This window comes from Paraburkholderia sp. GW821-FHT02A12, assembly GCF_059422005.1.
The window spans coordinates 213,638-235,254 of record NZ_JBWKWA010000002.1; the positions used below are offsets into that span (position 1 = coordinate 213,638).

Annotated in this window: 24 protein-coding genes; 11 read left to right on the forward strand and 13 right to left on the reverse strand. The window is 65.5% G+C overall.

Annotation, left to right across the window (positions count from 1 at the left end; all coding sequences use genetic code 11):
- The first annotated feature begins 69 nt into the window (after window positions 1–69).
- On the forward strand, window positions 70–975 hold the full coding sequence (locus AC07WT_RS22150) for a response regulator transcription factor (protein WP_492591312.1): 906 nt from the start codon (window positions 70–72) through the stop codon (window positions 973–975).
- A 131-nt stretch (window positions 976–1,106) separates the two neighbouring features.
- On the opposite strand, the gene AC07WT_RS22155 is transcribed toward AC07WT_RS22150, so the two are convergent.
- The 12 genes from AC07WT_RS22155 to sctU all read right to left on the reverse strand — a co-directional run bounded on the left by AC07WT_RS22155 (window position 1,107) and on the right by sctU (window position 10,698).
- Window positions 1,107–1,328 carry a hypothetical protein gene (locus AC07WT_RS22155; protein WP_492591311.1) on the reverse strand — a complete coding sequence of 74 codons (222 nt, stop codon included), beginning with the start codon at window positions 1,326–1,328 and terminating at the stop codon, window positions 1,107–1,109.
- 20 nt (window positions 1,329–1,348) lie between these two features.
- Window positions 1,349–1,804 carry a CesT family type III secretion system chaperone gene (locus tag AC07WT_RS22160; protein WP_494948603.1) on the reverse strand — a complete coding sequence of 152 codons (456 nt, stop codon included), beginning with the start codon at window positions 1,802–1,804 and terminating at the stop codon, window positions 1,349–1,351.
- Window positions 1,805–1,943: 139 nt separating this feature from the next.
- Window positions 1,944–2,096, reverse strand: coding sequence for a hypothetical protein (locus AC07WT_RS22165; RefSeq protein ID WP_494948604.1), 153 nt, complete (start codon window positions 2,094–2,096; stop codon window positions 1,944–1,946).
- A 151-nt stretch (window positions 2,097–2,247) separates the two neighbouring features.
- On the reverse strand, window positions 2,248–2,481 hold the full coding sequence (locus tag AC07WT_RS22170; protein WP_492591308.1) for a hypothetical protein: 234 nt from the start codon (window positions 2,479–2,481) through the stop codon (window positions 2,248–2,250).
- Window positions 2,482–2,492: 11 nt separating this feature from the next.
- Window positions 2,493–3,506 carry an HrpD5 family protein gene (gene hrpD5 / locus AC07WT_RS22175; protein WP_492591307.1) on the reverse strand — a complete coding sequence of 338 codons (1,014 nt, stop codon included), beginning with the start codon at window positions 3,504–3,506 and terminating at the stop codon, window positions 2,493–2,495.
- 45 nt (window positions 3,507–3,551) lie between these two features.
- Window positions 3,552–4,529 (reverse strand): hypothetical protein, encoded by a 978-nt coding sequence (locus AC07WT_RS22180; RefSeq protein ID WP_494948605.1) that lies wholly within the window; start codon window positions 4,527–4,529, stop codon window positions 3,552–3,554.
- Window positions 4,526–4,786, reverse strand: a complete 261-nt coding sequence (gene sctS, locus AC07WT_RS22185; RefSeq protein ID WP_135894696.1) for a type III secretion system export apparatus subunit SctS — start codon at window positions 4,784–4,786, stop codon at window positions 4,526–4,528. Before sctS ends, AC07WT_RS22180 begins: the two co-directional genes overlap by 4 nt.
- A 4-nt stretch (window positions 4,787–4,790) precedes the next feature.
- Window positions 4,791–5,438, reverse strand: a complete 648-nt coding sequence (sctR, locus tag AC07WT_RS22190; RefSeq protein WP_492591305.1) for a type III secretion system export apparatus subunit SctR — start codon at window positions 5,436–5,438, stop codon at window positions 4,791–4,793.
- Window positions 5,422–6,549, reverse strand: a complete 1,128-nt coding sequence (gene sctQ, locus AC07WT_RS22195; protein ID WP_494948606.1) for a type III secretion system cytoplasmic ring protein SctQ — start codon at window positions 6,547–6,549, stop codon at window positions 5,422–5,424. Before sctQ ends, sctR begins: the two co-directional genes overlap by 17 nt.
- 13 nt (window positions 6,550–6,562) lie before the next feature.
- Window positions 6,563–7,390 carry a type III secretion system protein SctP gene (gene sctP / locus AC07WT_RS22200; protein WP_494948607.1) on the reverse strand — a complete coding sequence of 276 codons (828 nt, stop codon included), beginning with the start codon at window positions 7,388–7,390 and terminating at the stop codon, window positions 6,563–6,565.
- Window positions 7,391–7,415: 25 nt separating this feature from the next.
- A complete protein-coding gene (locus tag AC07WT_RS22205; protein WP_492591302.1) occupies window positions 7,416–9,341 on the reverse strand; it encodes an FHIPEP family type III secretion protein in 1,926 nt (641 codons plus the stop codon).
- Window positions 9,342–9,357: 16 nt separating this feature from the next.
- Window positions 9,358–10,698: a type III secretion system export apparatus subunit SctU gene (gene sctU, locus AC07WT_RS22210; RefSeq protein ID WP_494948608.1), complete on the reverse strand. Its 1,341-nt coding sequence runs from the start codon at window positions 10,696–10,698 to the stop codon at window positions 9,358–9,360.
- A 36-nt stretch (window positions 10,699–10,734) separates the two neighbouring features.
- On the opposite strand from sctU, the gene AC07WT_RS22215 reads away from it, so the two are divergent.
- The 10 genes from AC07WT_RS22215 to sctC all read left to right on the forward strand — a co-directional run bounded on the left by AC07WT_RS22215 (window position 10,735) and on the right by sctC (window position 20,328).
- The gene (locus AC07WT_RS22215; protein WP_492591300.1) at window positions 10,735–11,202 is read left to right on the forward strand and encodes an HrpB1 family type III secretion system apparatus protein; all 468 of its coding nucleotides are present in this window, start codon (window positions 10,735–10,737) and stop codon (window positions 11,200–11,202) included.
- Between the two features lie 15 nt (window positions 11,203–11,217).
- Window positions 11,218–11,649, forward strand: a complete 432-nt coding sequence (locus AC07WT_RS22220) for a hypothetical protein (RefSeq protein WP_492591299.1) — start codon at window positions 11,218–11,220, stop codon at window positions 11,647–11,649.
- A 28-nt stretch (window positions 11,650–11,677) separates the two neighbouring features.
- Window positions 11,678–12,448 (forward strand): type III secretion system inner membrane ring lipoprotein SctJ, encoded by a 771-nt coding sequence (sctJ, locus tag AC07WT_RS22225; RefSeq protein ID WP_494948609.1) that lies wholly within the window; start codon window positions 11,678–11,680, stop codon window positions 12,446–12,448.
- On the forward strand, window positions 12,445–13,149 hold the full coding sequence (locus AC07WT_RS22230; RefSeq protein ID WP_494948610.1) for a type III secretion protein HrpB4: 705 nt from the start codon (window positions 12,445–12,447) through the stop codon (window positions 13,147–13,149). Before sctJ ends, AC07WT_RS22230 begins: the two co-directional genes overlap by 4 nt.
- Window positions 13,134–13,985 carry a type III secretion system stator protein SctL gene (gene sctL, locus AC07WT_RS22235; protein WP_494948611.1) on the forward strand — a complete coding sequence of 284 codons (852 nt, stop codon included), beginning with the start codon at window positions 13,134–13,136 and terminating at the stop codon, window positions 13,983–13,985. Before AC07WT_RS22230 ends, sctL begins: the two co-directional genes overlap by 16 nt.
- Window positions 13,982–15,304 (forward strand): type III secretion system ATPase SctN, encoded by a 1,323-nt coding sequence (gene sctN, locus AC07WT_RS22240; RefSeq protein ID WP_492591295.1) that lies wholly within the window; start codon window positions 13,982–13,984, stop codon window positions 15,302–15,304. The genes sctL and sctN overlap by 4 nt, the downstream gene beginning before the upstream one ends.
- Window positions 15,301–15,792, forward strand: coding sequence for a hypothetical protein (locus AC07WT_RS22245; RefSeq protein WP_494948612.1), 492 nt, complete (start codon window positions 15,301–15,303; stop codon window positions 15,790–15,792). The genes sctN and AC07WT_RS22245 overlap by 4 nt, the downstream gene beginning before the upstream one ends.
- Window positions 15,793–15,795: 3 nt before the next feature.
- Window positions 15,796–16,626, forward strand: a complete 831-nt coding sequence (sctT, locus tag AC07WT_RS22250) for a type III secretion system export apparatus subunit SctT (protein ID WP_492591293.1) — start codon at window positions 15,796–15,798, stop codon at window positions 16,624–16,626.
- Between the two features lie 162 nt (window positions 16,627–16,788).
- Window positions 16,789–18,237: a helix-turn-helix transcriptional regulator gene (locus tag AC07WT_RS22255; protein ID WP_494948613.1), complete on the forward strand. Its 1,449-nt coding sequence runs from the start codon at window positions 16,789–16,791 to the stop codon at window positions 18,235–18,237.
- 9 nt (window positions 18,238–18,246) lie between these two features.
- Window positions 18,247–20,328, forward strand: coding sequence for a type III secretion system outer membrane ring subunit SctC (gene sctC / locus AC07WT_RS22260; protein WP_494948614.1), 2,082 nt, complete (start codon window positions 18,247–18,249; stop codon window positions 20,326–20,328).
- A gap of 157 nt (window positions 20,329–20,485) precedes the next feature.
- Here sctC and AC07WT_RS22265 read toward each other — a convergent pair whose 3' ends face one another.
- Entirely contained in the window at window positions 20,486–21,553 is a 1,068-nt protein-coding gene (locus AC07WT_RS22265; RefSeq protein ID WP_494948615.1) for a hypothetical protein, read from the reverse strand.
- Window positions 21,554–21,617 lie beyond the last annotated feature (64 nt).

Consider the following 21,617-nt stretch of genomic DNA (forward strand, 5'->3'; position numbering starts at 1 on the left):
GCCGCCGGCATTGCAAGAGGATGCCGGCCAGTAATGGGAAGGTTGTCACATATTTGGATGCGAACCGCCGTGGATAATGACCTGCTCTTTGCAATCGCGACTGACGATCGGATGCTTCGACGCAATCTTGCAGAATCTCTTGCCGGAGATGGCATCGTTGTCGAGTCGTTTTCGTGTGAGCTCGACTTGTTGCGCGCGATGCGTGCGAACCGCTACGACCTGGTGCTGATCGACTCGAAGACCGAGCCGACAGCGACAGGCGCATTGCTGTCATGGCGCAGTTGCAATGCCGACGTCTGCACGCCGCTGATCGTGCTGACGAACCAGTCTAGCTGGACGAGTCTGTTGCGTTGGATCGACAATGGCGCGACCGATGTCGTCAATCGCTACGACATGGAACAGATCCGTTTCCGCGCGCACCTTGCGTTGCAACGAAGCGTCTGCAACACGGTGCCGCACGAGATTCAGATCGGCCGCTACCTGCTGCAAAGGGACACGGGCCGTGCGACGATCGACGGCGTCGAGATTGCGCTGACAGGGCGTGAGTTCGCGATTGCGTGGCTGTTCTTCTCGAACCCCGGCAAGTTCTTCAGCCGCGCACAGATTGCAGCGAGCATCTGGGGCGCCACGGAGCAGATTGCCGCGCGCACGCTGGAGCAGCACATCTACAAGCTGCGCAAGAAGCTGGACCTGTCGCGCACATCGGGGCTGAGTCTGAAGACCGTGTATGCGCTCGGCTACAAGCTCGACGGCGCTCATGCGGCGCAATCGGAGCTCGATGCCAGCGCCGAACCGGGCTTCGCCGCGCTGCAAGGTTGTCTCGGTCGGAGCGGCGCGCGGGAAGCGGACTACCTGCGTGGCGCCGACCGGATGCTGCTCGCTCCGGCGCGCTCGCGAGGACTGCGGCGTGCGGACGAACTCGCGGTCGACGATGCTCGCGATCTATCCGCGCGTTTCGCGATGAGTAACGCGTAACAAGGCGCGTAACAAGGCGCGTAACACACGCAGTTTGCCGGGATGCCTGCCGGGCCCATCGTTGCCCGGCGGGCCGCATGAGTCGGCTGACCTGTCTGATGCATGCGGCCCGATGACAGGGTTCGCGGCGCTCACGCGCTGTCCGGATCTTCCTCCCGTTCTTCCGCGGTACGTTCCTGCTGGTCCTGGAAGATCTGCATCATGACCTGCGAGCTGAACGCCTGGATCGCCGCATCCAGATCGGTCTGGCTGCCGCCCGAGTTGTCGTTCTTGTTCTTGTCCTTGTTCTTCGTGTTGGTCTCGTGAGTCGACGGATGGTTCGCGGTGTTGCCGTTGTTGACGCGTGATGTCATCTGATTCTCCAAATATGGGTTCAGGCGCGGATCCACACATAGTCGCCGCGGGCGAGGTTCTCGAACAGATCGTCGCGTGCAACGAAGATGTTGTCGCGCCAGTAGCGGCCGTGCTCGACATAGTGCTCGATCAACTCCAGCATCCATTGGCCCGTGATCTCGTCGCTCAATGCCACGCGCGCGATCAGCACGATTCCTCCGGTGTCCGTCTCCAGGCCGAGTTGCGCCTGGTCCTGCGCGTAGACGGCGAGGTTCGCTTCCAGCAGCAGCCGGAACACACGCAATGTGCGCCCTGCAGTGACGATGCCGAACTGGAACGTGACGTACAGCGCGTCCTGATCTTCCTCGAAGTGATCGATCGCGGCGTCGAAGCCGTCGATCTCCAGCACGCCGCGTTCGAGAACGGCGTCCGGCGTGGGCAGGTCGCGGAGCGCGCAGATTTCACGGATCAGTTCATCACGTCGTTCGATGCTCATTGCTATGACCGGATCGTTTCACGAGCGTCTGTGTGCAACACGGGTGGTCCACGCTGGCGTTAAAAAAAGAAACCGGTTGGAAACCGCGAACGGCTTCCAACCGGCGCACCATGCGCGGCCGGATGGCGCGCCGGAGCGCTTAGCCGACGATGTCCTTCGCGGCCTTCAGGCCCATCGTCGCAAGCTTCGCGAGCGTGTTGGCCTTGTTGATTTCGTTTTCTTCAGCCATCGCCTGATAGATGTCGGCGATCGAGCTACCAGTTGCGGCTGAACCAGAGACGGGATTCGGCATGTTAAATCTCCTCAAAAAATAGAACAGTGGTACTGCGTTGAAGTGTTCCGCGTCATGCGGAACGCTGGAAAATGTGTGGCCCTTTGCGGGGTTGCACACGGTTCGCCTGCATCGCTGCGCACCTGCTGCGTGCGCAGCGATGCAGGCGGTACTACACGATTGCGCTGCGGCACATCTGCGCTGCGGCGCGAAATCCGTCGACAACGACACGTCCTGCCTGAGCTTCCGTGCTTGCGGTATCCGTTGAATGCGAGGCCACGGTGTTGGCTACCGTGTCGAGTGCGTCCGCCAGTTCCAGCACTTCGCCGTGACGATGGCGCTGCGTCACCGCTTGCGGCAGGTCGGCAAGCACGTCGATCAGTTTGTCGGTCATCGCTTCGTACATGTTCGTCATCCTTAATGAAGGGTAGTGTTGCCGGGCATTTCGGCGACGAAGTTTTTCGTGCCGTCGCTCGATTCCACGTATTTCACGCTGTCGGCCGACAACGCCGAGTCCACGTCGCCTGCCACGCCGAGATCGTCGGTGCGCGCCACGTCGACGTCGATGCCCGCGACGAGCGGCCCAATGTCGCTGCGAAAACGCTCGACCACTTCCTGCACCGTGCCGGGCCTGCGCGCCGTGCCGCTGACCTCGAGACGCCGCGCGCCGACGTAATGCACATGCACGTTCGGCTCGTGCAGCGATTCCGCGAGCGCATCCGCGATCTCGTCGCCGGGCTTCACGTTCCAGGTGAGACGATTGCCGGCGAGCGCCTGAAGCGCGACGCGCGCGGCGCGCGCGTCCGCCGCATTCGGGGCGATGCCCGTCACGACGAAGCCGTCACCCTGCTGCGCCGCCGCGAGATCCGGCTGACGGAGCTGCGCGAGCGCCTGCTGCACGTCGGCGAGCGTGGCTCTCGCTTGCGGCCGGTCCGCTGCCTGCAAGGTCTTCCCTGCCGGCAGAACGACTGCCGCGGCGCCCATCGAGCCGACCAGCAGCGCAGCGATGCCCACGTGGGCCCAAGGCGCGCGATGCCGGCGCTTCATCACGAGAGGCGAGGGCGTGCCGGCGGGAAATACGCCGTCGCTCTCTTCGCCCTCGTACTTGCGGCCTTCGTGATGCGGCGCCAGCATCCGCTCCATCAGTTGCAGGTCGGACGGCCAGGGCACGTCGAGCGGACCGGCGCACAGCACCACGTCGCCAAAGCGTTGCGGCACGAAGTCTTCCATGATGACGGCGGCCGACGGATCGCCGGGCATGCCGATCATCAGGTTGTCCTCAGCATCGATTGCTAGCTGCATGGTGCCTTCGCTCCAGTCGTTGATCAGGATGTCCGCGTCGGCTTGTGCTCCGATCGACATCTTTGTTGTACTCAACTCTATCTGAGCGCCCGCATGGAAGCCGGTGAGTACGCGAATTTCTTTGGACATGAACGAAACCTCTTATCTGTGAGATTGACGGGATGGCGTCCGCCGTCACCATCCGCGTCCGCGGCGGATCAGGGCAGCAAGCGCGGACATGCCCATCGCGCGGCCCGCGCGCGTGCGGCTGCGTCCGAGGTTGAGCAGCGCGATGGGCAACAGCAGATTCATCGATTCCTCCGCGGGCGAGAGCGGGCGCCGCGACACTGCGCGTGCATCCGTCGTGCGCGTGTCGCGGGCGGTTAGCGTGGCCGCGGCCACGAGGCGGTCGCGCACGTCGGCGAGCGTCGGGCGAGACGTCCGTGTATCGTCCGGCATACCAAGGAATTCGCGGACGATCGCGAGCACCTGATAGGTCGAGCTGCCATGCCCGGGTTCGTCGATCGCATGGTCCTGCGAGTTCGCGCGAGATGCCGCCGTTAGTGACGATGCGGCTCGCAGCGTGGGCGCTGTCGGGTTCGCTGCGGGGTTCGCAGCGATTCCGGCGGCGGGCCGCGCTCGTGACGCATGTGTGCGGACAAGCGCCGCTTCGGCTCGCGCTGTCGGCGAAAACGTCGGCCCGTCGGCGCCACGGGTTGCGGCTGCGCGCCAGTGCCTCGACAGCACTGATTCGTCGCGCGCGTCACGTTTCGCGAAACGCATCGGCAGCTCGCGCGCGGGCAGGTTCCGATGATCGCCATGAGCGGAACGGTTGCCGCTCGTTCCCGCGCCGGCGGAATGATCGTCCTGGTCGAAGCCCTGCTGGCTGCCGCGCGAATCGCGCGCATCGACCTTGAACACACCCGTCTGATCTCGCCGCAGATGCTGGTCGAGCATCATCAGCAATTCTTCGCTTTCTGCGGCCGGGTCGTTCGCATCCGGACTCTCCGCGCTTCGGCGTTTCCTCAGTGACGACCGCTTCTGACGCGTGAGCGCATGATGGCGATGGTGCTGCGGTGCGGCCTGCGCGGCCTGCTGCTGCGCAGCGTCGGCCTCGGCCTCGGACGTGAGATCGGGCGGCGTGTAGCCGCCGCCGATGCGTTGAATGCTCATGGGAACATCACCTGCACGAGCGTGCGTGCGAAGTTCTGGATCGCGGCTGCGCCCCAGGGCGCGGCGATCACGATGACGACCGTCACGACGACGAGCTTCACGCTCTGCGAGATGCTGGAGTCCTGCAGCGACGTGACGGCCTGCAGGAACGCAATCAGCAGACCGGTCACCGCGGCCACTGCCACGGGCGGCAAGGACACCATCAGACACAGCGTGAGCGCTTGCGTGGTGAGATGAGTTATCGCGTCGTATTCCACGGCGTCACCTGTATGTGGAGATGAGTCCGTGGATCAGCGTCGACCATCCGTCCATTGAAACGAACAGCAGCAGCTTGAATGGAATCGCGACGTTGGTCGGATTGACCTGCGATAGCCCGAGCGCCATCAGCACGTTGGCGATCACAAGGTCGATCACGATGAAGGCGAGGTACAGCAGGAAGCCCATCTTGAACGCGGCGGTCAGCTCGCTCAGCGTGAAGGCGGGCGCGAGCACGATGAGGTCGTCGGGCTTGAGTTCGGCGGCGCGCTCTGGCGGCCAGATTTCGCGGGCCGAGCGCAGGAAAAAGGCTTTCTCGCGCTCCGACGCATGACGCTTCAGGAACACGCGAAACGGCTCGCGCGCGGCGTCGAGGAGCGGCATCACCTGCATGCCCGAGCCCGCCTCGCTGGAAAGCTGCGCGCGGTGCATCGCTTCCATGCCGACGGGCGCCATGATGAAGCACGACACCATGATCGCCACGCCGTTGAGCACGGAGGTCGGCGGCACCTGTTGCAGGCCGAGCGCGTTGCGCAACAGGCCAAGCACGACCACGATCTTCGTGTACGACGTGACGACCATCGCGGCGAACGGCAGGACGGCTAGCGCGAGCGCGGCGACGAGCAGGGACGCGATTTCAGGTGTGCCGTTCATCGGAGTTCGCAATGTGCTGGATCTGAAGGCCGAGATTGTCCCCGACCGCGACGAGTTCGCCGAGCGCGAGCGTCTGCCCGTGCGCGACGAGGCGGATCTCGGCGTCGGCAAGCGCGAGCGGCAAGGTCAGGATGTAACCCGGCTGCAACGCGGCGATTTGCGCGAGCGTGAGATTGACGGTCACCACCTCGATGTGCACGGGCAGCTCGACATCGCTCAGATCGACGGGGCGACCGGCGGCCGAGGCATCGCCGGAAGACTCCTCAGAAGAGGGTTCGGACAAACTCGCGAGGGAAAGGTCGGGGTCGTGGCTCATCGTCTCTGGAATCGTTTCAAGAATGATGTTGTGTCCGTCGATGCGCGCCTGCGCGTACGCGGCGCGGCCTGACGGCGCGCCCCATAGCAGGGTCGCGTGATCGAGCGGTGCGTCGTGCGCGTAGCGGCTCGCGCGCGGCCAGCCGAGCAGCACATCGCCCACGTGCAGAGATGCCAGCAACGCCGTGCTGCAACGGCGACTGCGCAGCCGGATGCGCGTGGGCACGGCGAGGCCGGCGAGCGCTTCGAGCAGCGCGGTGCCGGGTGCCCGTTTGGGCGCACGTGCGGACGTCAGTTGGCGCTCGAGTGCAACAGCGAGCGTGGCGGGCGCTTCGAGCAGCGTGGCCGTGTGAGCGACGCCCGCATGCTCATACTCGATAGGCAGTACGCCGGCGCCGCGCCCGCTGCCGTGCGGTTCGACATCGAATGAAATGTCGTGCACCGAGGGCTGTGCAACGCCGTGCGCGGACAGTATCCCGAGCGGCCCGGCGAGCCACAGGTTGGCGAGCGCGACGCGGCGCTCCGTATCCGGTTCGAGTGCGATCGCTTGCAGCGCGGCGTGGCGGCTCACGTCGACGTGCACGCATAGCTCGCCTTGTGCGCTGCCGATGTGCAGACGCGCGGCGTGAGCGGCACCCGCGGCGCGGCGCGTCTGCATGCCCGCGGCAGGCGCCGCCGCCAGGCGGACGGCAGACCGGCTGCGCGCATCGAACAGCGCGCGCGACACGCCGGCGAGCGCCGGCGTGTAGTGACGCAGCCGGTCGGCGATGCGAGTGCAGCCTTGGGGCAATGACATGATTCGGAATCCTTCAGAGAATCGTGACTTCCACTGCGATCTGACCGCCAAGACGCGTTTCGAGGCGGGTTTTCAGTTCGTTGCTGTTGTCACAGATTAGCTGCCGGCCGCGCGGGTCACGGCTATCGAAACGAAGCGTTAGAGCCGAGCCCGAAAGGCTCAGATGCAGCGCCGTGCGCGGCAGAATGGAAGGGTCCATTTCGACGGCGATCTCCCACTGGCCCGTGCGCTTAACCGCTGGACTCGTGCAAAAACCAGCGACATGTTCCGCGAGATGCTGGGCGAGAAGATCGCCTTCGGCGGCTTGCGCGCAGCGGCGGATCATCTGGATGCCCAACAGCTCGTCTGGGCTCGCCTCGTGTACGTCGTGCGGGTCTTCCGGTTTTTTTTTGCGCCCGGATGCGCTCGCGGTTTCGCGTGCAATGCCGCTCCCATCCGCCGCCGATGCGCGGCGATTCTTGCGCAGCGCTACGAGCGCGCCAGAGAGCGGATGCAACGGCGGCAGCGGCGGCACCGCGGGGAGCGGCAGCGGCTGCGTGTCGCTCGCAGTGGTGGCGTCCGGAAATGCAGTGTCGGTGTGAGCGTCTTTAAAACCGTCGTCGCGCGCTTGCGCGCCCCGATCGCCCCCGTTGTCGTCCGGTGAATCCTGATCAGACGTTTGCTCGCCCGCGCCGCTACCGGCTCGCTGACGTGCGGCGTCGTAGAGTGCGCCGAAACGTTGGGCGTCGAGTTCGGCATCGGCGGAAGTGACGGACGTATCCGCCGCATGCTGCGCTGTGCCTGTGCGTGGCAGCACGGGCGGCGTGATGCGTATCTCGCGCGTGGATCGAATGCGTGTCATCGTGTGCTATTCCATCCGGGCGCCGTCAGAACGCGACGCGGCCGACTGGCTGCAGATCGACGTCTTCGCCCAGCTCCTGGAACGAATACACCGGCAGCCACTTCAGCCTTTGCTCGATCATGCGCCGGAAGTAACGGCGGATGTCCATCGACGTGACGACCGCGAGACGCTCCGGCGGCTGCGTACCGGCCAGCTCTTCGACGGCTTCCAGCAACTGCTCGACTTGCTGCGGTTCCAGCGTGAGGAAGTTGCCGGCCGGCGTCTGCTTGATCGACTGGCGGATGGTCTGTTCGACCTCGACGTCGAGCACGATCGCGGGCAACTGCCCGGTGCCGCCCGTCGCCCAATGCGCGATGTAGCGGCCGAGATCGCCTCGCACGTATTCGGTGAGCAGCAGCAGATCTTTTTCCTTGGCGCCCCAGTTCACGAGGCTCTCGAAGATCGCGCGCAGATTGCGGATCGGCACATGTTCCTCGAGCAGCCGCTTGAGCACTTCCGCGATACGCAGCACTGGCACGACTTTCTGCACTTCGGCGACAAGCCCGGGATACTCCGCTCCAACGCGCTCGAGTATCCATTGCGCTTCCTGCAGACCGAGAAAGAGATGCGCGTGCTGGCGCACGACCTCGCCGACCGCACCGGCGAGCTCCTGTTCGCGGCCGGCCTTCGTGGCCGTTAGTTCGACGGGCGGTTGCGGCACGTCGTGCAGCAGAACCTGATATGAAGCGTTCGGCACTGAGCCGGCGGTCCACACGGCGGTGCGCGGGAACGGCAGCCCAAGTTCATTGACGAGTGCTCTGCGCGCCGAGTCGAACGCGCGATTCAACGCGTCGGTGTCGAGTTGCGCCGCCAGTTGCGGCGCGAGACACACCGAAAGCGGGGCGGCGAAGGCGGGCGGATGCGCGGCGATTGTCGGCGGCTGTCCTTTGTAGCCGTCGGTGCGCAGCGACGACAGTTCGGGACCGGCGTTAGGCTCCTTGCTCTTCATCTGCTTGCGCAGCACGTGGCCGCTCGCGAACAGCGCGGCCGCCAGCAGCACGAAGAGCGCCGACGGAAAGCCGGGCACCAGCGCGAAGCCGCCCAGCAGCGCAGCGGCGCTATAGAGCGCGCGTGAACTGGTCGAGAGCTGGCGCACGATCTCGGTGCCGAGCGAACTCGGCTTGCTATGTTCGTCTGCGACTCGCGTGATCAGGATGCCTGCCGCGACCGAAATCAGCAGCGACGGAATCTGCGAGACCATCGCGTCGCCGATCGACAGCACGGAAAAGCGGTTCGCGGCTTCGCCCGCCGTCATGCCGTGATAGCTCACGCCGATCACGATGCCTGCGAGAATGTTCACGAGCGTGATCACCAGTCCGGCAATCGCGTCGCCTTTGACGAACTTCATCGCGCCATCCATGCCTCCATGCAACTGGCTTTCGATTGCCAGCATGCCGCGGCGGCGCTGCGCATCTTCGGCCGTCATGTTGCCGGCGCGCACGTCCGCGTCGATGCTCATCTGCTTGCCGGGCATCGCGTCGAGCGTGAAGCGCGCGCCGACTTCGGCGACCCGTTCCGAACCCTTCGCGATCACGATGAACTGCACCGTGGCGATGATCAGGAATACCACGAGTCCGACCACGAGGTTGCCGCCCACCACCAGTTCGCCGAAGCTCTCGATGATGTGGCCCGCCTCCGCGTGCAGCAGGATCGACTTGGTGGACGCGATGTTCAGCGACAGACGGAACAGCGTCGTGAAGAGCAGCAGCGACGGAAACGAATACAGCGAGGTCGCGTTCGGTATGTACATCGTGACCATCAGCAGCACCACGCTGATCGTGATGTTCAGGCCGAGCAGCGCGTCGATCAGAAACGGCGGCAGCGGCAGGATCATCAGCGAGATCACGGCCACGATCAGCGATGCGATTGCGACCTCGCCGCCGAATTCGTTGAGGCGGACTGTCTTGAACATGTGCTTCTCCGTGATATCAGTTGACGGCCTCGGCTCCGCCGCGCCGCCCGCCGATGTTTTCGACCCATGCGAGCACCGCGGCGACGGCATCGAACAGCGGTTGTGGAATCGAGTCGTCCAGCGCGACGCGATAGAGCGCCCGCGCGAGCGGGGGATTGCCGATGATTGGAATGCCGCGCCGCGCGGCCTCTTCGCGGATCAGGCGCGCGTCCGCGTCGACGCCCTTCGCGATCACGCGCGGCAGGCCGCATTCCGAGGGCACATAACGCAGCGCGACAGCGTAGTGAGTCGGGTTCACGACGACCACGTTCGCGTTTTTCACCGATCGCTTCGGATCGGACGACGCGAACTCGCGCGCGATCTTGCGGCGCTCATTCTTGATGTGGGGATCGCCTTCGGAGTTCTTGTGCTCGCGCTTGACCTCATCCTTGCTCATCCGGTGATCGCGAATGAAAAGCCAGTGCTGCACGCCATAGTCGGCGGCGCCGATCACCAAATAGAGCGCGCCCGCGATGCCGAACAGCTTGCACAGCGTGCCCCACGCGATGCCGTCGATGCTCTCGAGCGGCTCGTACACGACGCCGATCATCAGGGGCATCAGCAGCACGATCGTCTTCCACAGCACTGCGGAAATCACGATCGCCTTGATCACGGTCTTCGCAAGATCGATCAGCGAGCGCAGCGAGAAGATGCGCTTGAGCCCCGACGCGGGATTGATCGCATCGAACTTCAGTTCGAGCGGCTTTGTCGAGATCTGCAGGCCGACTTGCGCCGCGAGCGCGGCGATGCCCGTGATCGACGCGCCGAGCGCGATCGGCAGCACCAGCGTCAACGCGCACGTGCCGGCCTCGACGACGAGGTCGTGGAGCTGCACGCCGGGAGATTCCATCCGCGCGACGTCGAGGCCGCGGTGCATCAGCAGGCGCAACTGCTCGGCCATGCGCGGTCCCGCAACGGTAAAGCCGATAGACGCCACCAGCAGGATCGCGGCGAACGGCAGGTCCGTGCTTTTCACGGTCTCGCCGTCGCGGCGCGCATCGCGCAGCTTCTTGTCGGTTGGCTCTTCGGTCTTCTCGTCGGACATCGTGAAGTCTTCGTGAAGGGATTGCGGCCGATTGTCGGCGGCATGGGTTGCGGCGATTCGCGTGCGCGGCGAATTGTTGGGTCCGGCGCCGAAGCCGTCCACTAGCCCGAGGCAGCTCACAGGCAGCTCATACGCCAACGAGGCGCCGCCGAACCCTGACTTTCGTTCGGCGCGCTCACGCTTCGCCGCAACGCGCTGCCGCGCCGGGTCGTGCGCGTTACGGTTCACCCCAGCGTCGGCCACCGCGCAGCCGTCCGCCACATCGGCAGACACGCAGGCACAGGCGTTTGATCTCAAGAGGAGTGCCCCATGTCCCTGACGAAATGCAGTAACCGGCTCGTGTCCGCATTGATCGAGGCGCTGATGTTCGGTGCGAAGCACGGCAATATTGAACAGTCGGAGCGGCTGCTGTCCGCGCTCCACGTATTGCGTCCCGACTTCGTCGAGCTGCATGCGTACGACGCATGGCTGATGATCCGCCGACGCGACTTCGCGGAAGCCGTGCGCCTGCTGCGCACGCTCGAGCAGCGCACGTTGCGCGGCTCGTTCGGTCCTTACGTTGCTGCACTGCTCGCGGTCTCGCTGTGCGGACTCGAAGACCCGGCGTGGCGCGTCTACGCGAACGAAGTGGCAACCCGCAATGAAGACCCGGATTCCGTCGAACTCGTGATGACGCTGATGGGCAAGCAGAAGGCCGCGCCCGCGGCGGCGGCCGAGGCGCAGATCGATCGCGGCGCGTTGCAGCAGCTGATGCAGCGTCGCCATCTGCGCGCATAGCCTGGGAGGATCGCGATGAACCCCATGATTCCACCGTTGCCGCCGCTCGAGGCCACGTCCGCCGTCACGCGTGACGAGACCATGAGCCGGCCCGGAGCAGGCGGCGCAACCGGCGCGGGCGCGCTGCCCGAACCCGGCTCGGAACTCGTCGATCTGTTTCGCAGCAAGCTCGATGCAGCGCGTCTTGCGCCGCCGAGCGGCTCGCACTCGCATGGTCCTTCGGCGTTGACGGAAGTCGTCAATCAGGAAGACCACGCGGTCGCGAGCTTGCGTGGCGACGTCGACCGCTTTGCCGGCGAGGCCCCGCTGATGTCGCCTCAGGAGGCCGCGGCCCAGTCCATCAAGGTGCAAATGCAAGTGTCGGAGATGGTCGGCAAGCTGTATGTCGGCGAGGCGGTCGCGCAGGGCACCAAGGGCTCCGTGCAGACGTTGATGAAGAACCAGTAGCCGAGCACGAACGACAGGACGGACCAAGATGGCTTCCTACCTCAAGCTGGCGCGCACGGCCGTGCTGCTGTGTTTCGTCGCGGTGCTGATGACCGGTTGCAGCAAGCAGCTCTTTGCGCAACTGTCCGAGAGCGACGCGAACGACATGCTGGCGGTGCTGCTCGATGCGCGCGTCGACGCAAGCAAGCAAAGCGACGACGGCGGCAAGACCTGGAGCGTGGCAGTGGAGGGCGACCAGTTCGCCCGCGCGATGGACGTGCTGCGCGCACACGGCCTGCCGCATCAGCGCTTCCAGAATCTGGGCGACATGTTCAAGAAGGACGGGCTGATTTCCACGCCGACCGAGGAGCGCGTGCGCTTCATCTATGGCGTGTCGCAGCAACTGTCCGAAGTGCTGTCTCGAATCGACGGAGTGGCGTATGCAAACGTACAGATCGTGCTGCCGAACAACGATCCGCTCGCCGCGACAGTCAAGCCGTCGTCGGCCGCCGTGTTCATCAAGTATTTGCCGGGCACGGACGTATCGACGCTCACGCCGAACCTGAAGAACCTCGTCGTGCATGCGGTCGAGGGCCTGACCTACGACAACGTCAGCGTGACGATGGTGCCGGGCACGGCGGCGCCCGAGCCGCCGGTGCCCGTCGCGCCGCGCGTGCCGCCGGAATGGCTGTGGGCAGGCGGGATCGTTGCAGCGGGACTGCTCGCCGCCGTGCTCGCATGGCTCGTGCGCCGTTTCGGCGCGGGCTCGAAGGGCATCGGCATGCGCTTTCGCAGACGGGCTGACGGAGCCGCTACATGAGCATGGCTCGCGCGGAAGCATTCGAGGCTGATGAGCACGCGCAGGCCCAGGCGCAAGCGGAAGAAAGCACGCTCGCCGGTGCCCGGATACCCGCCGCGTCGCGCCTGCTTCAATGGCTCACCGCCTATGAAGCGCGCATTGCCGAAGCCGCGCCGCGCTCCAGCGAGCAACAGTGCAGGCTTTGGGGCGTGCCGTTCACGAGCGATGCGAGCAACGCGTGGTACGTCGCGCGGGACGTCTGGCTCGGGCCGGCCGTGCCCGTCAGTGCGTTCGCGCCGCGTGCGAACCGGCTTGCGCTGCTCGACCGCGCGTGTTTGCGCCGGGTGCTCGCGGCGCGGGCGATCTATCCGTCGCGTGGGTTGTTGCGCCGGATCGTTTCCGGAGCCAGGCGGCGCACGTTGTGCGACGCATTGGGCGAACACGCTTTGGCCGTGCTCACGCAGCTGGGCGTGAATGTGCCGTCCGTGAGCGCCGCGCTTCCGGCAGATCTCGCCGTCAATGCGCTCGCGCGCGCCGGACGCACGCTGTTCGAACGCGACGGCGCGTGGACGCTCGCGCCCGCGCGGACGTTGATCGCCCTCGCGCTCGACGACGATGCCGGCGACGACGACGCATCCGCATTGCCCGATCCTGACGAGTCAGCGGATTTTCTGCTCGCGTGCGGCACGCTGTTTCCGGAGTTGACATGGTTATTTGGCTAAGAGCGCCGCATGGCGGCATTGGCATCGCTCGCGATGTGTTGCGCGCGCCGGAACTGGCGCAACTGATCGAACTCGATCGCGCCTCCGACCACTTCGAGCGTCGCGCGGATGAATTGCTCGCGACCGCGCGGCGCGAAGCCGACGCGATACGCCAGGCGGCGGCCGAAGAGGGCGAGCGCGTGCTGCAAGCGGCGCAGACGAAATACGACAACGCCGCGCGGCTCGGTTATGAGGCGGGGCGGCACCGTGCGTTGCGCGAAGCACACGAGGCGATGCTGCGCGGCGCGGCTACCGAGCGCGATCTGCTGAGGGCATTGCGCGAGCGCATCGCGGACATCGTGATGCGTACTGTCACGCGAGTGCTCGGGGATGCGGATCGCGACGCGCTGTTCGCGCAGATTGCCGCGGGTCTTTCGCGCAGCCTCGAAGGCACATCGTTCCTGACCGTGCGCGTTGCCGCGTGCGATGTCGAGGACGCGACGCGCGCGTTTCGACGCGTCTGCGAGGTGCACCGCTGGCCGGTCAATCCGGAGGTCGTGAGCGATGCCGCGGCGCAGGCCGGCAGCTGCGTGTGCGAGTGGGATCATGGGCTGATTGAAGCCGGCTTGCCTTCGCAACTGCGCGCAATCGCCTGCGCGATCCGGCGCGTCGCGCGCACGGACAGCGAGAGCGAGGGGGCCGCCGCAACTGCGCACGATCTTGCGACACCGGCGCTGCCCGGTGCTGGCCGCGATGCACAAGTCGAGTTCCTGGACGACGCGCAGGCAGACTTTCCATACGACGCACAAGCCGATCCGCAAGACGACCGGTCTCGCCCCACCGGAGCGCCGCAATGAACGAGGTCACCGCTTTCATCGATGCGCTGAGCGAGGAGCTTCTGATCGCCGACGGCACGGCGCGGCATGGGAAAGTCGTCGAGGCTGTCGGGACTTTGCTGAAGGTCGGCGGACTCGACGCGACGCTGGGCGAGCAGTGCGAACTGCGCGATGCGCGCGGCATGCTGCTGCAACGCGCGGAAGTGGTCGGCTTCACGCGCCAGTTCGCGCTACTTGCGCCGTTTGGCAACGTGGCCGGGCTGTCGCGCGCCACACGCGTTACCGGGCTTGGGCGTCCGCTGTCAGTGCCGGTCGGCGAGGCGCTGCTAGGGCGCGTGCTCGACGGGCTCGGGGAGCCGATCGACGGCGCAGGCCCCGTTCAATGCGACGCGCCGCGGCCCGTGATGGCCGCCGCCCCCGACCCGCTGACGCGGCGCATGGTCGACACGCCGCTGCACACCGGCGTGCGCGTGATCGACGGGCTCATGACGGTCGGCGAAGGCCAGCGCGTCGGCATCTTCGCGCCCGCGGGCGTCGGCAAGAGTACCTTGCTCGGCATGCTCGCGCGCGGCGCGGAGTGCGACGTCAACGTGATCGTGCTGATCGGTGAGCGCGGCCGCGAGGTGCGCGAGTTCATCGAACTGATACTCGGCGAAGACGGCATGGCGCGCAGCGTGGTGGTGTGCGCGACATCCGACCGTTCGTCGATCGAGCGCGCGAAAGCGGCCTATGTGGGTACCGCGATCGCCGAGTACTTCCGCGATTGCGGCCTGCGGGTGCTGCTGATGATGGACTCGCTGACGCGTTTCGCGCGCGCGCAGCGGGAGATCGGTTTGTCGGCGGGCGAGCCGCCCACACGGCGCGGCTTTCCGCCCTCGATTTTCGCCGAGCTGCCGCGTCTGCTCGAGCGTGCCGGCATGGGTGAGCAAGGCTCGATCACCGCGTTCTATACGGTGCTTGCCGAAGACGAAGAGGGCAACGATCCGATCAGCGAGGAAGTGCGCGGCATTCTCGACGGACACCTCGTGCTGTCGCGCGCGATCGCGGCGCGCAACCGTTATCCCGCGATCGACGTGCTGCACAGCCTGAGCCGCGTGATGACGCTGGTCGCGCGGCCCGAGCATTGCGATGGCGCGGCGCGCATGCGCAAGCTCATTGCGAAGTACGACGATGTCGAGCTGCTGCTGCAAATGGGCGAATACCAGCAGGGCGCGGACCCGCTCGCCGATGATGCCGTTGCGCAGCACGACACGATTGACTCCTTCCTCGGCCAGCGTACCGACGAGTTCGCGCAGGGCGACGCCACTCACGCGTTCGTTGCCGGATTCGCCGACTCATGACGGCGCCCGCGATCCCCAAGTGGCGCACCATCGTCGCGGCGAAGGCACGGCGATGCGAGCGCATCGAGGCCGATCTGCTGCGTGAGCGGCAAGCTCTCGCCGAGCGTCAGGCAGCGCTCGACGAAGCCGTGCAGGCGCGCATCGAAGCGCAGACGAAGCAGGCGGTGCACGAGGCCCAAATCGTGTCCTTGCTCGACGGGGCAGCGCGCCTCGCGACGTCCCACTACCTGCTTCACGACGCATGGCGCGGCCCGCTCAAGGAAGCGCTCGACGAGGCGCGCGCGGCGGAGCGCAAACACCGCACCGCCCTCGAGCGTCAGCAAGCGAAGGTGGTCGAACTGCAGGGCGCGCTGTCGCGGGCCGAAGGCTCACTCGATGAATGCCGCCGCAAGCTCGACACGTTGCTGCGTGCCGCGGCCGTGGCCGCCGAACTCGCCGCCGACGAAGAAGCTGCCGAAAACCTGCTGGCCCGCCGCTATGCGAGGTAGCCGATGACACATGACTTTCACACGTGGGCCGAGGCGCTTCTCGGCTGGTTCGAGGCCTATCACAACCTCATCGTCATGATGTTGCTCACAGGCATTCGCATCATGGTGACGTTCATCCTGCTGCCCGCGACGAGCGACACAGTGTTGCCGGGCACCGCGCGCAACGGCGTCGTCTACGTGCTGACGATGTTCGTCGCCGCGGGCCAGGCGCCGCAGGCGTTCGACTCGCTCAATAGCGCAATGCTGCTGATGCTCGCGTGCAAGGAAGCGTTCCTCGGCCTTGCGTTCGGTTATAGCGCGGCACCGGTGTTCTGGATCGCGCAGTCGCTCGGCACCTTGGTCGACGATCTCGCGGGCTTCAACAACGTGCAGATGACTAATCCGCTGCGGGGCGATCAAAGCACGCCGGTGTCGACCTTGCTGCTGCAACTCGTCGTGACGCTGTTCTACGTCGGCGGGGGCATGCTGTTCGTGCTCGCAGCGCTGTTCCAGTCGTTCAAATGGTGGCCGCCGTATGTGCTTTATCCGTCGCTCTCCGATACCGCGCTGACGTTTCTGATCCAGCGTACCGATTCGGTATGGACTGCGCTCGCGAAACTCGGCACGCCCGTGATGCTCGTGCTGGTGCTGGTCGACCTCGGTCTGGGCATCGTCGCGCGTGCCGCGGACCGGCTCGAACCCACTTCGCTCAGCCAGCCGCTGCGCGGCGTGATTGGCGTGCTGATGCTGATCGCGCTCGTCGCGGTATTCGCTTCACAGGTCGTCACCGATGTGCAGCTCGGCGATCTGTCTGCTGCAATGACGAAAGGGATGCTGGCGAATCCGGCGCAATGAATGCAGTGAATATTGTTGTGAAGTGTCATGCCGATTGTTGAGTTTTCGGGAGCGCGATCTCTCTAACATGGTTTCCGTGCCCGGCGATCCGCCGGGACCACAGGTCTTGCAGGGCGGATCGCAAGGTTCGCCACATCGGACACATCCTGAGGTGGAACCATCATGTTCTCAACGATCTATTTTGCTTTGCTGTCGGGCCTCGCACAGAAGAACCGTCTGCCGTCGTATGCGACGGCCATGCTCGACGGCGTCTCGGAACGCGCCTACTGTCTCGTCGACGACGTGCTCGAACGGCCGGCGCACAAGCTGATGGAAGCGGACGATGCGCGTCTCGTCGCCGTGGCGGACGCATCGCTTCTGCTCGGCTATGAGCAGGATGCCGAGGAAATGTACCGCCGCGCGCAGAAGATGAGCGTGGGCGACGATAATCGCCTGCGCATCTTGTCGTGCCGCAATGCAGGCTGGCAACTGATGATGCGCGACCGCTACGGGGCAACGGAAAAATGCTTTGCGCGCATCGTGCACGACGCCGCCGCTTCGCCGGCCGACGTCCTCGAAGCGCTGATCGCGTCGGCGCTTGTGCATCATCAGGTGGGACGTCAGCGCGATGCAGACGACGCGCTGCTGCAAGCCGCGGAACTGGCCGACATGCATGAAGAACCGGGCTGGCGTCTGGTGATCGCGCTGCTCGCACACGAGTTCGACGTGCAGTTGCGCATTCGCACGGCGACCACGTTGAGCGACCACGCGTTCTGGAGTTCCGCGCATCTGGCGCGCGCGCAGAGCGCGGGCGACCGCGCGGAGGTCACGCGCAGGCTCACCGAAACCGACACGCTGATGTCGCCGATGCCGGCACTGCTTGCGCAGCGGCGCGAATATCTGGAACGCCTTGCGATGCTCGCGCGTGGCGAGCGCATTGCCGTCGCGCCGCTCGTCGAACTCGTTTGTCATCCAAAGCATTTTCGTGGCGCGGGTCAGGCGTTTCTGGCGAAGATCGACATCGTGCTCGCGAGTCTTGCTGGCGGACTCGACGACGTAGCCGACACCGTGCTCGCCAAGATCAGCCGAGCCGAAGCTGACACGGGCACGCGCCGCTGCAATTTCGACTACCTGTACTGTGTATCGAAGCTCGCGGTGTGGCGAGGCAATCCGACCGAAGCGCTCAAGCTCTACGCGAACTACGCATCTGAAGCGCTACGTTGTCTGCGTTGCGAGACGCAGGGACCCGGCGCGACGCAATCCGCTGCAAGCCGCGCGCTGCCTGCGGACGATATCTCTGCGCGCCTCACGGTGAAGTACCGCCGCGCGTATCGCTACATCGTCGAGAACCTCGATCGCGCCGACCTGAATACGCGCGAGATTGCCTCGCAGATCGACGTCACCGAGCGTGCGCTGCAACTCGCATTCAAGCGTTCGATCGGCATGTCCCCGCACGCGCTGATCCGCAAGCTGCGCCTCGAAAGCATACGCAACGACCTGCTCAACGATGAGCGCATGCAAGGCTCGATCTTCGATACCGCAAGCCGCTGGGGCCTGAAGAGCCGCTCCGCGCTGGCGAAGGGCTATCGCCGGGAGTTCAACGAGTCGCCGTCCGAAACGATCCAACGTTAAAGGATCCCCATGAATGCAATCGTTTGCGGCCGCCGCGGTGCGGCTTTTCGGGTGCGCACGCTGTGCGCGGCCCTCGTGGCAGCCGGCGCGTTCGCCGCATTGCCGGCCCATGCCGAAGCAGTCGCATGGCAGGGCACGCGCTTCGAATACGTCGCGGATCATAAGGATCTCAAGGACGTGCTGCGCGATTTCGGCGCGAGCCAGCATGTGATGACGTGGATCTCGCCGCATGTCGAGGGCACGGTGACGGGTCGCTTCGACGCCGCGCCGCAGCGCTTTCTCGATCAGATGGCTGGATCGTTCGGCGTACTGTGGTATTTCGACGGGTCGGTACTGCGCATCTATGGAGCGAACGAAGCCCGCAGCGCGACGCTCGGGTTGACTTACGCCAGCACCGAGGACTTGCGGCGCGCGCTCGACCGCTTGCAGATCGACGACCCGCGTTTTCCCGTGCGCTACGACGGCGTGTCACGCACGGCGGTGGTGTCGGGTCCGCCGCGCTTCGTCGAGCTCGTGACCGACGTCGCGCATCTGATCGATCACGATTCGATCCCCGGTGCGAAGGTGGTCGTGCAACGCTTTGCGTTGCACTACGCATGGGCGACCGACCGCAGCATCACGGTCAACGGCCGCAACGTCACCGTGCGCGGTGTCGCGTCGCTGTTGCGCACGCTGTACGGCCAGGGCGTGCCGGCCGCCGGCGGTGCCTCGAGCGATGCACCGCCGGCACGGCGCGACGCCTACCGGGTGCCAAGCGTGCGCGAGATGCAGGACGACGGCATGACGACGGGCGTGACGCGCGCATCCGGCGGACGTCCGCCGCCGTTGCCGACGCTGCCGAGCCTGGGCGCCGGTTCGTCATATGGCGCGACGGGCGACAGCACGGCGCCGCCGCCCTCGGGCGGCATCGTGGACGTGAGCACGGAATCGAACGCGGCCCGCGACGGCGGCGCTTCGCCCGCGGCGGAACGCGCGAGTCAGCACGCCGCGCATGGTGCGCCGACCATCGAAGCGGATTCGCGCAGCAATTCGATCCTCGTGCGCGACCGCGCGGAGAACATGGCCGCGTTCGGCTCGCTGATCGAATCGCTGGACACGCGCCCGGGGATCCTCGAGATCGACGCCAGCATCATCGAGATCACCGACAACGCGTTGCAGGAACTCGGTGTCGACTGGCGGCTGCACTCGGGTCACGTCGATTTCCAGACGGGCAACGGCCAACAGTCGCAGACGAGCAATCCGGGCTCGCTCAATCCGCAGGGCTTCAGCAATCCATTCGACGCAGCGAGCGCGGGCGTCCTCGCCACGCCTGCGGGCGGCGTGCTGACGGCGGTGATCGGCGGAACCGGACGCTATCTGCTCACGCGCATCAGCGCGATGCAGCAGACCGATCAGGCACGCATCACGGCGAGCCCGAAAGTCGAGACGCTCGACAACGTCGAGGCGCTGATGGACAACAAGCAGACGTTCTACGTGCAGGTGGCGGGTTATCAGTCGGCGGATTTGTACAGCGTGTCGGCGGGCGTGTCGCTGCGGGTGCTGCCGTCGATCGTGAGCTCGGCGAGCGGCGAGCAGATCCGCATGGACGTGCATATCGAGGACGGCAAGCTCACGGACCAGCAGGTCGGACAGTTGCCCGTCGTCAGCAACAGCACGATCGACACGCAGGCGCTGATCAACGAGGGCGACAGTCTGCTGATTGCGGGCTATTCGGTGGACCAGGACGACCATACGGAAACGGCCGTGCCCTTGCTGTCGAAGATTCCGCTGATCGGCGGGCTGTTCAAATATCGCAAGCATCAGGGGCAGCGCTTTCAGCGGCTGTTTCTGCTGACGCCGCGCGTGCTGTCGGCGGGCGTGGGTGGCGGGGCGAGTGGTGGCGCTAGTGGTGGCGCCAATGGTGGAATTGGCGGCGGCGGGAACGGCACAGGGACGGTCCCAGACACCGGCATGGGCGATGGCGCGGGCATCGTGCCGCTTCCGCCCGATGCAATGAACGTTTCGCATCAGCCGTCGATGACTCGCGTCGCGCAGTTCGCCGCGTTGCCGGCGCCGCAGCCGACCAGCACGGTCATCGACGGCAAGCCCTGAAACCACGCGGGTATATTTCACATGCCTGCATTCTGCGCGGCCTGTACATCGCGTGCAGGCCGCATGTTCATGAGCCAGACAAAAGTAAAAGCAAGGCAAAGACCAAGACAAAGACAGCAAGGCGAAGAGACGGCTATGCGCCGTCTCTTCTAGTGCTTCAGGCAATCCGCCGTTGACTGTCGGCGAGATAGCTGAGAAGCAGCGAATCGAGCACGCCTGGAGGCGGCCCGGCCTGCTGGTTCTTCTCGTCCTTGTCGTTCTTGTCTTTCGAGCCGTCCTTCTCTTTCGTGCCGTTCGCCTTGTCGGTGTCGCCGGCGGTCTTCTCGCCGGTCTTGCCGTCGCCGTGCTTGTGTCCTTCGGGGCCCGCGTTCTTTGTCGTTTCGGTTTCCACCGAACGCGTTTCATGCGACCCTTCGGCGCCGCCGTGACCGCCGCCGCGGCGTGCGCTGCGCGCGGACCCCATCGACGAAAGCATCATCGCGGCGTCGCCCGCGCTCGTCAAAGTGTCGGCGCCGCTGCCGCTCAACACCTTGTCGGTGCATTTCTGCACGCCCTCGCCGACCCCCATCTCCGCGACCGACTTGACGACTTTGCCGATGCTGCCATGCATTGCGCCTACGATGGCGCTGTCGAGCGCCTGGCTGCCGATATGCGCGGCCGCAAGCGTCGAAGCCGCCACGTTCGCGGCGAGCCCTTCAGGCGTGAGATCGGCGGCGACTTCGAGCGCGTCCTCGCCGACCTTGGCGAGGTCGTTCATCATTGCGCCGAAGTTGCCGTGCGCGAGATCCTTCAGCGCATTGACCGAGCCCGAGACGACGCCCTCGACCGACGACACGAGGTCCTGGGCGGCGGCGTCGATGCCCTTGTTCACGTCTTTCTTGACGGTCTCGATCCCCTTTTCGACGCTGTCCAACGCCTTGTCGAAACCCTTGCCGAGATGCAGGCCCTGTAAGCCTTCGAGCGTCGCTTCGGTGGCCGACGTCGCTGCATCCGACGCGGTCTTGGCGATGTCATCACCCGTCTTCAGCAAGTCCTGCATGGCAAGTTTCATGTTGCCTTGCATCAGCGCTTCTGTCATGGCGAGCGCGTCCTGCAAGACTTTCTTCAGGTCGTTCTCGAGCGTGTGGGCCACCTGCTCGACGCCGTGCACGACGGCTTTCGCCGCCTTCTCGATGTCGTGACCGAGATGCTGGAACGCATGCTTGATCTTCGAAAATATACTCATGTTGTGCTCCTCAGTGCGCGCGGCCGCCGCGAGCCGCGCCGTTCGGCGCAACTCCGGGCGGACC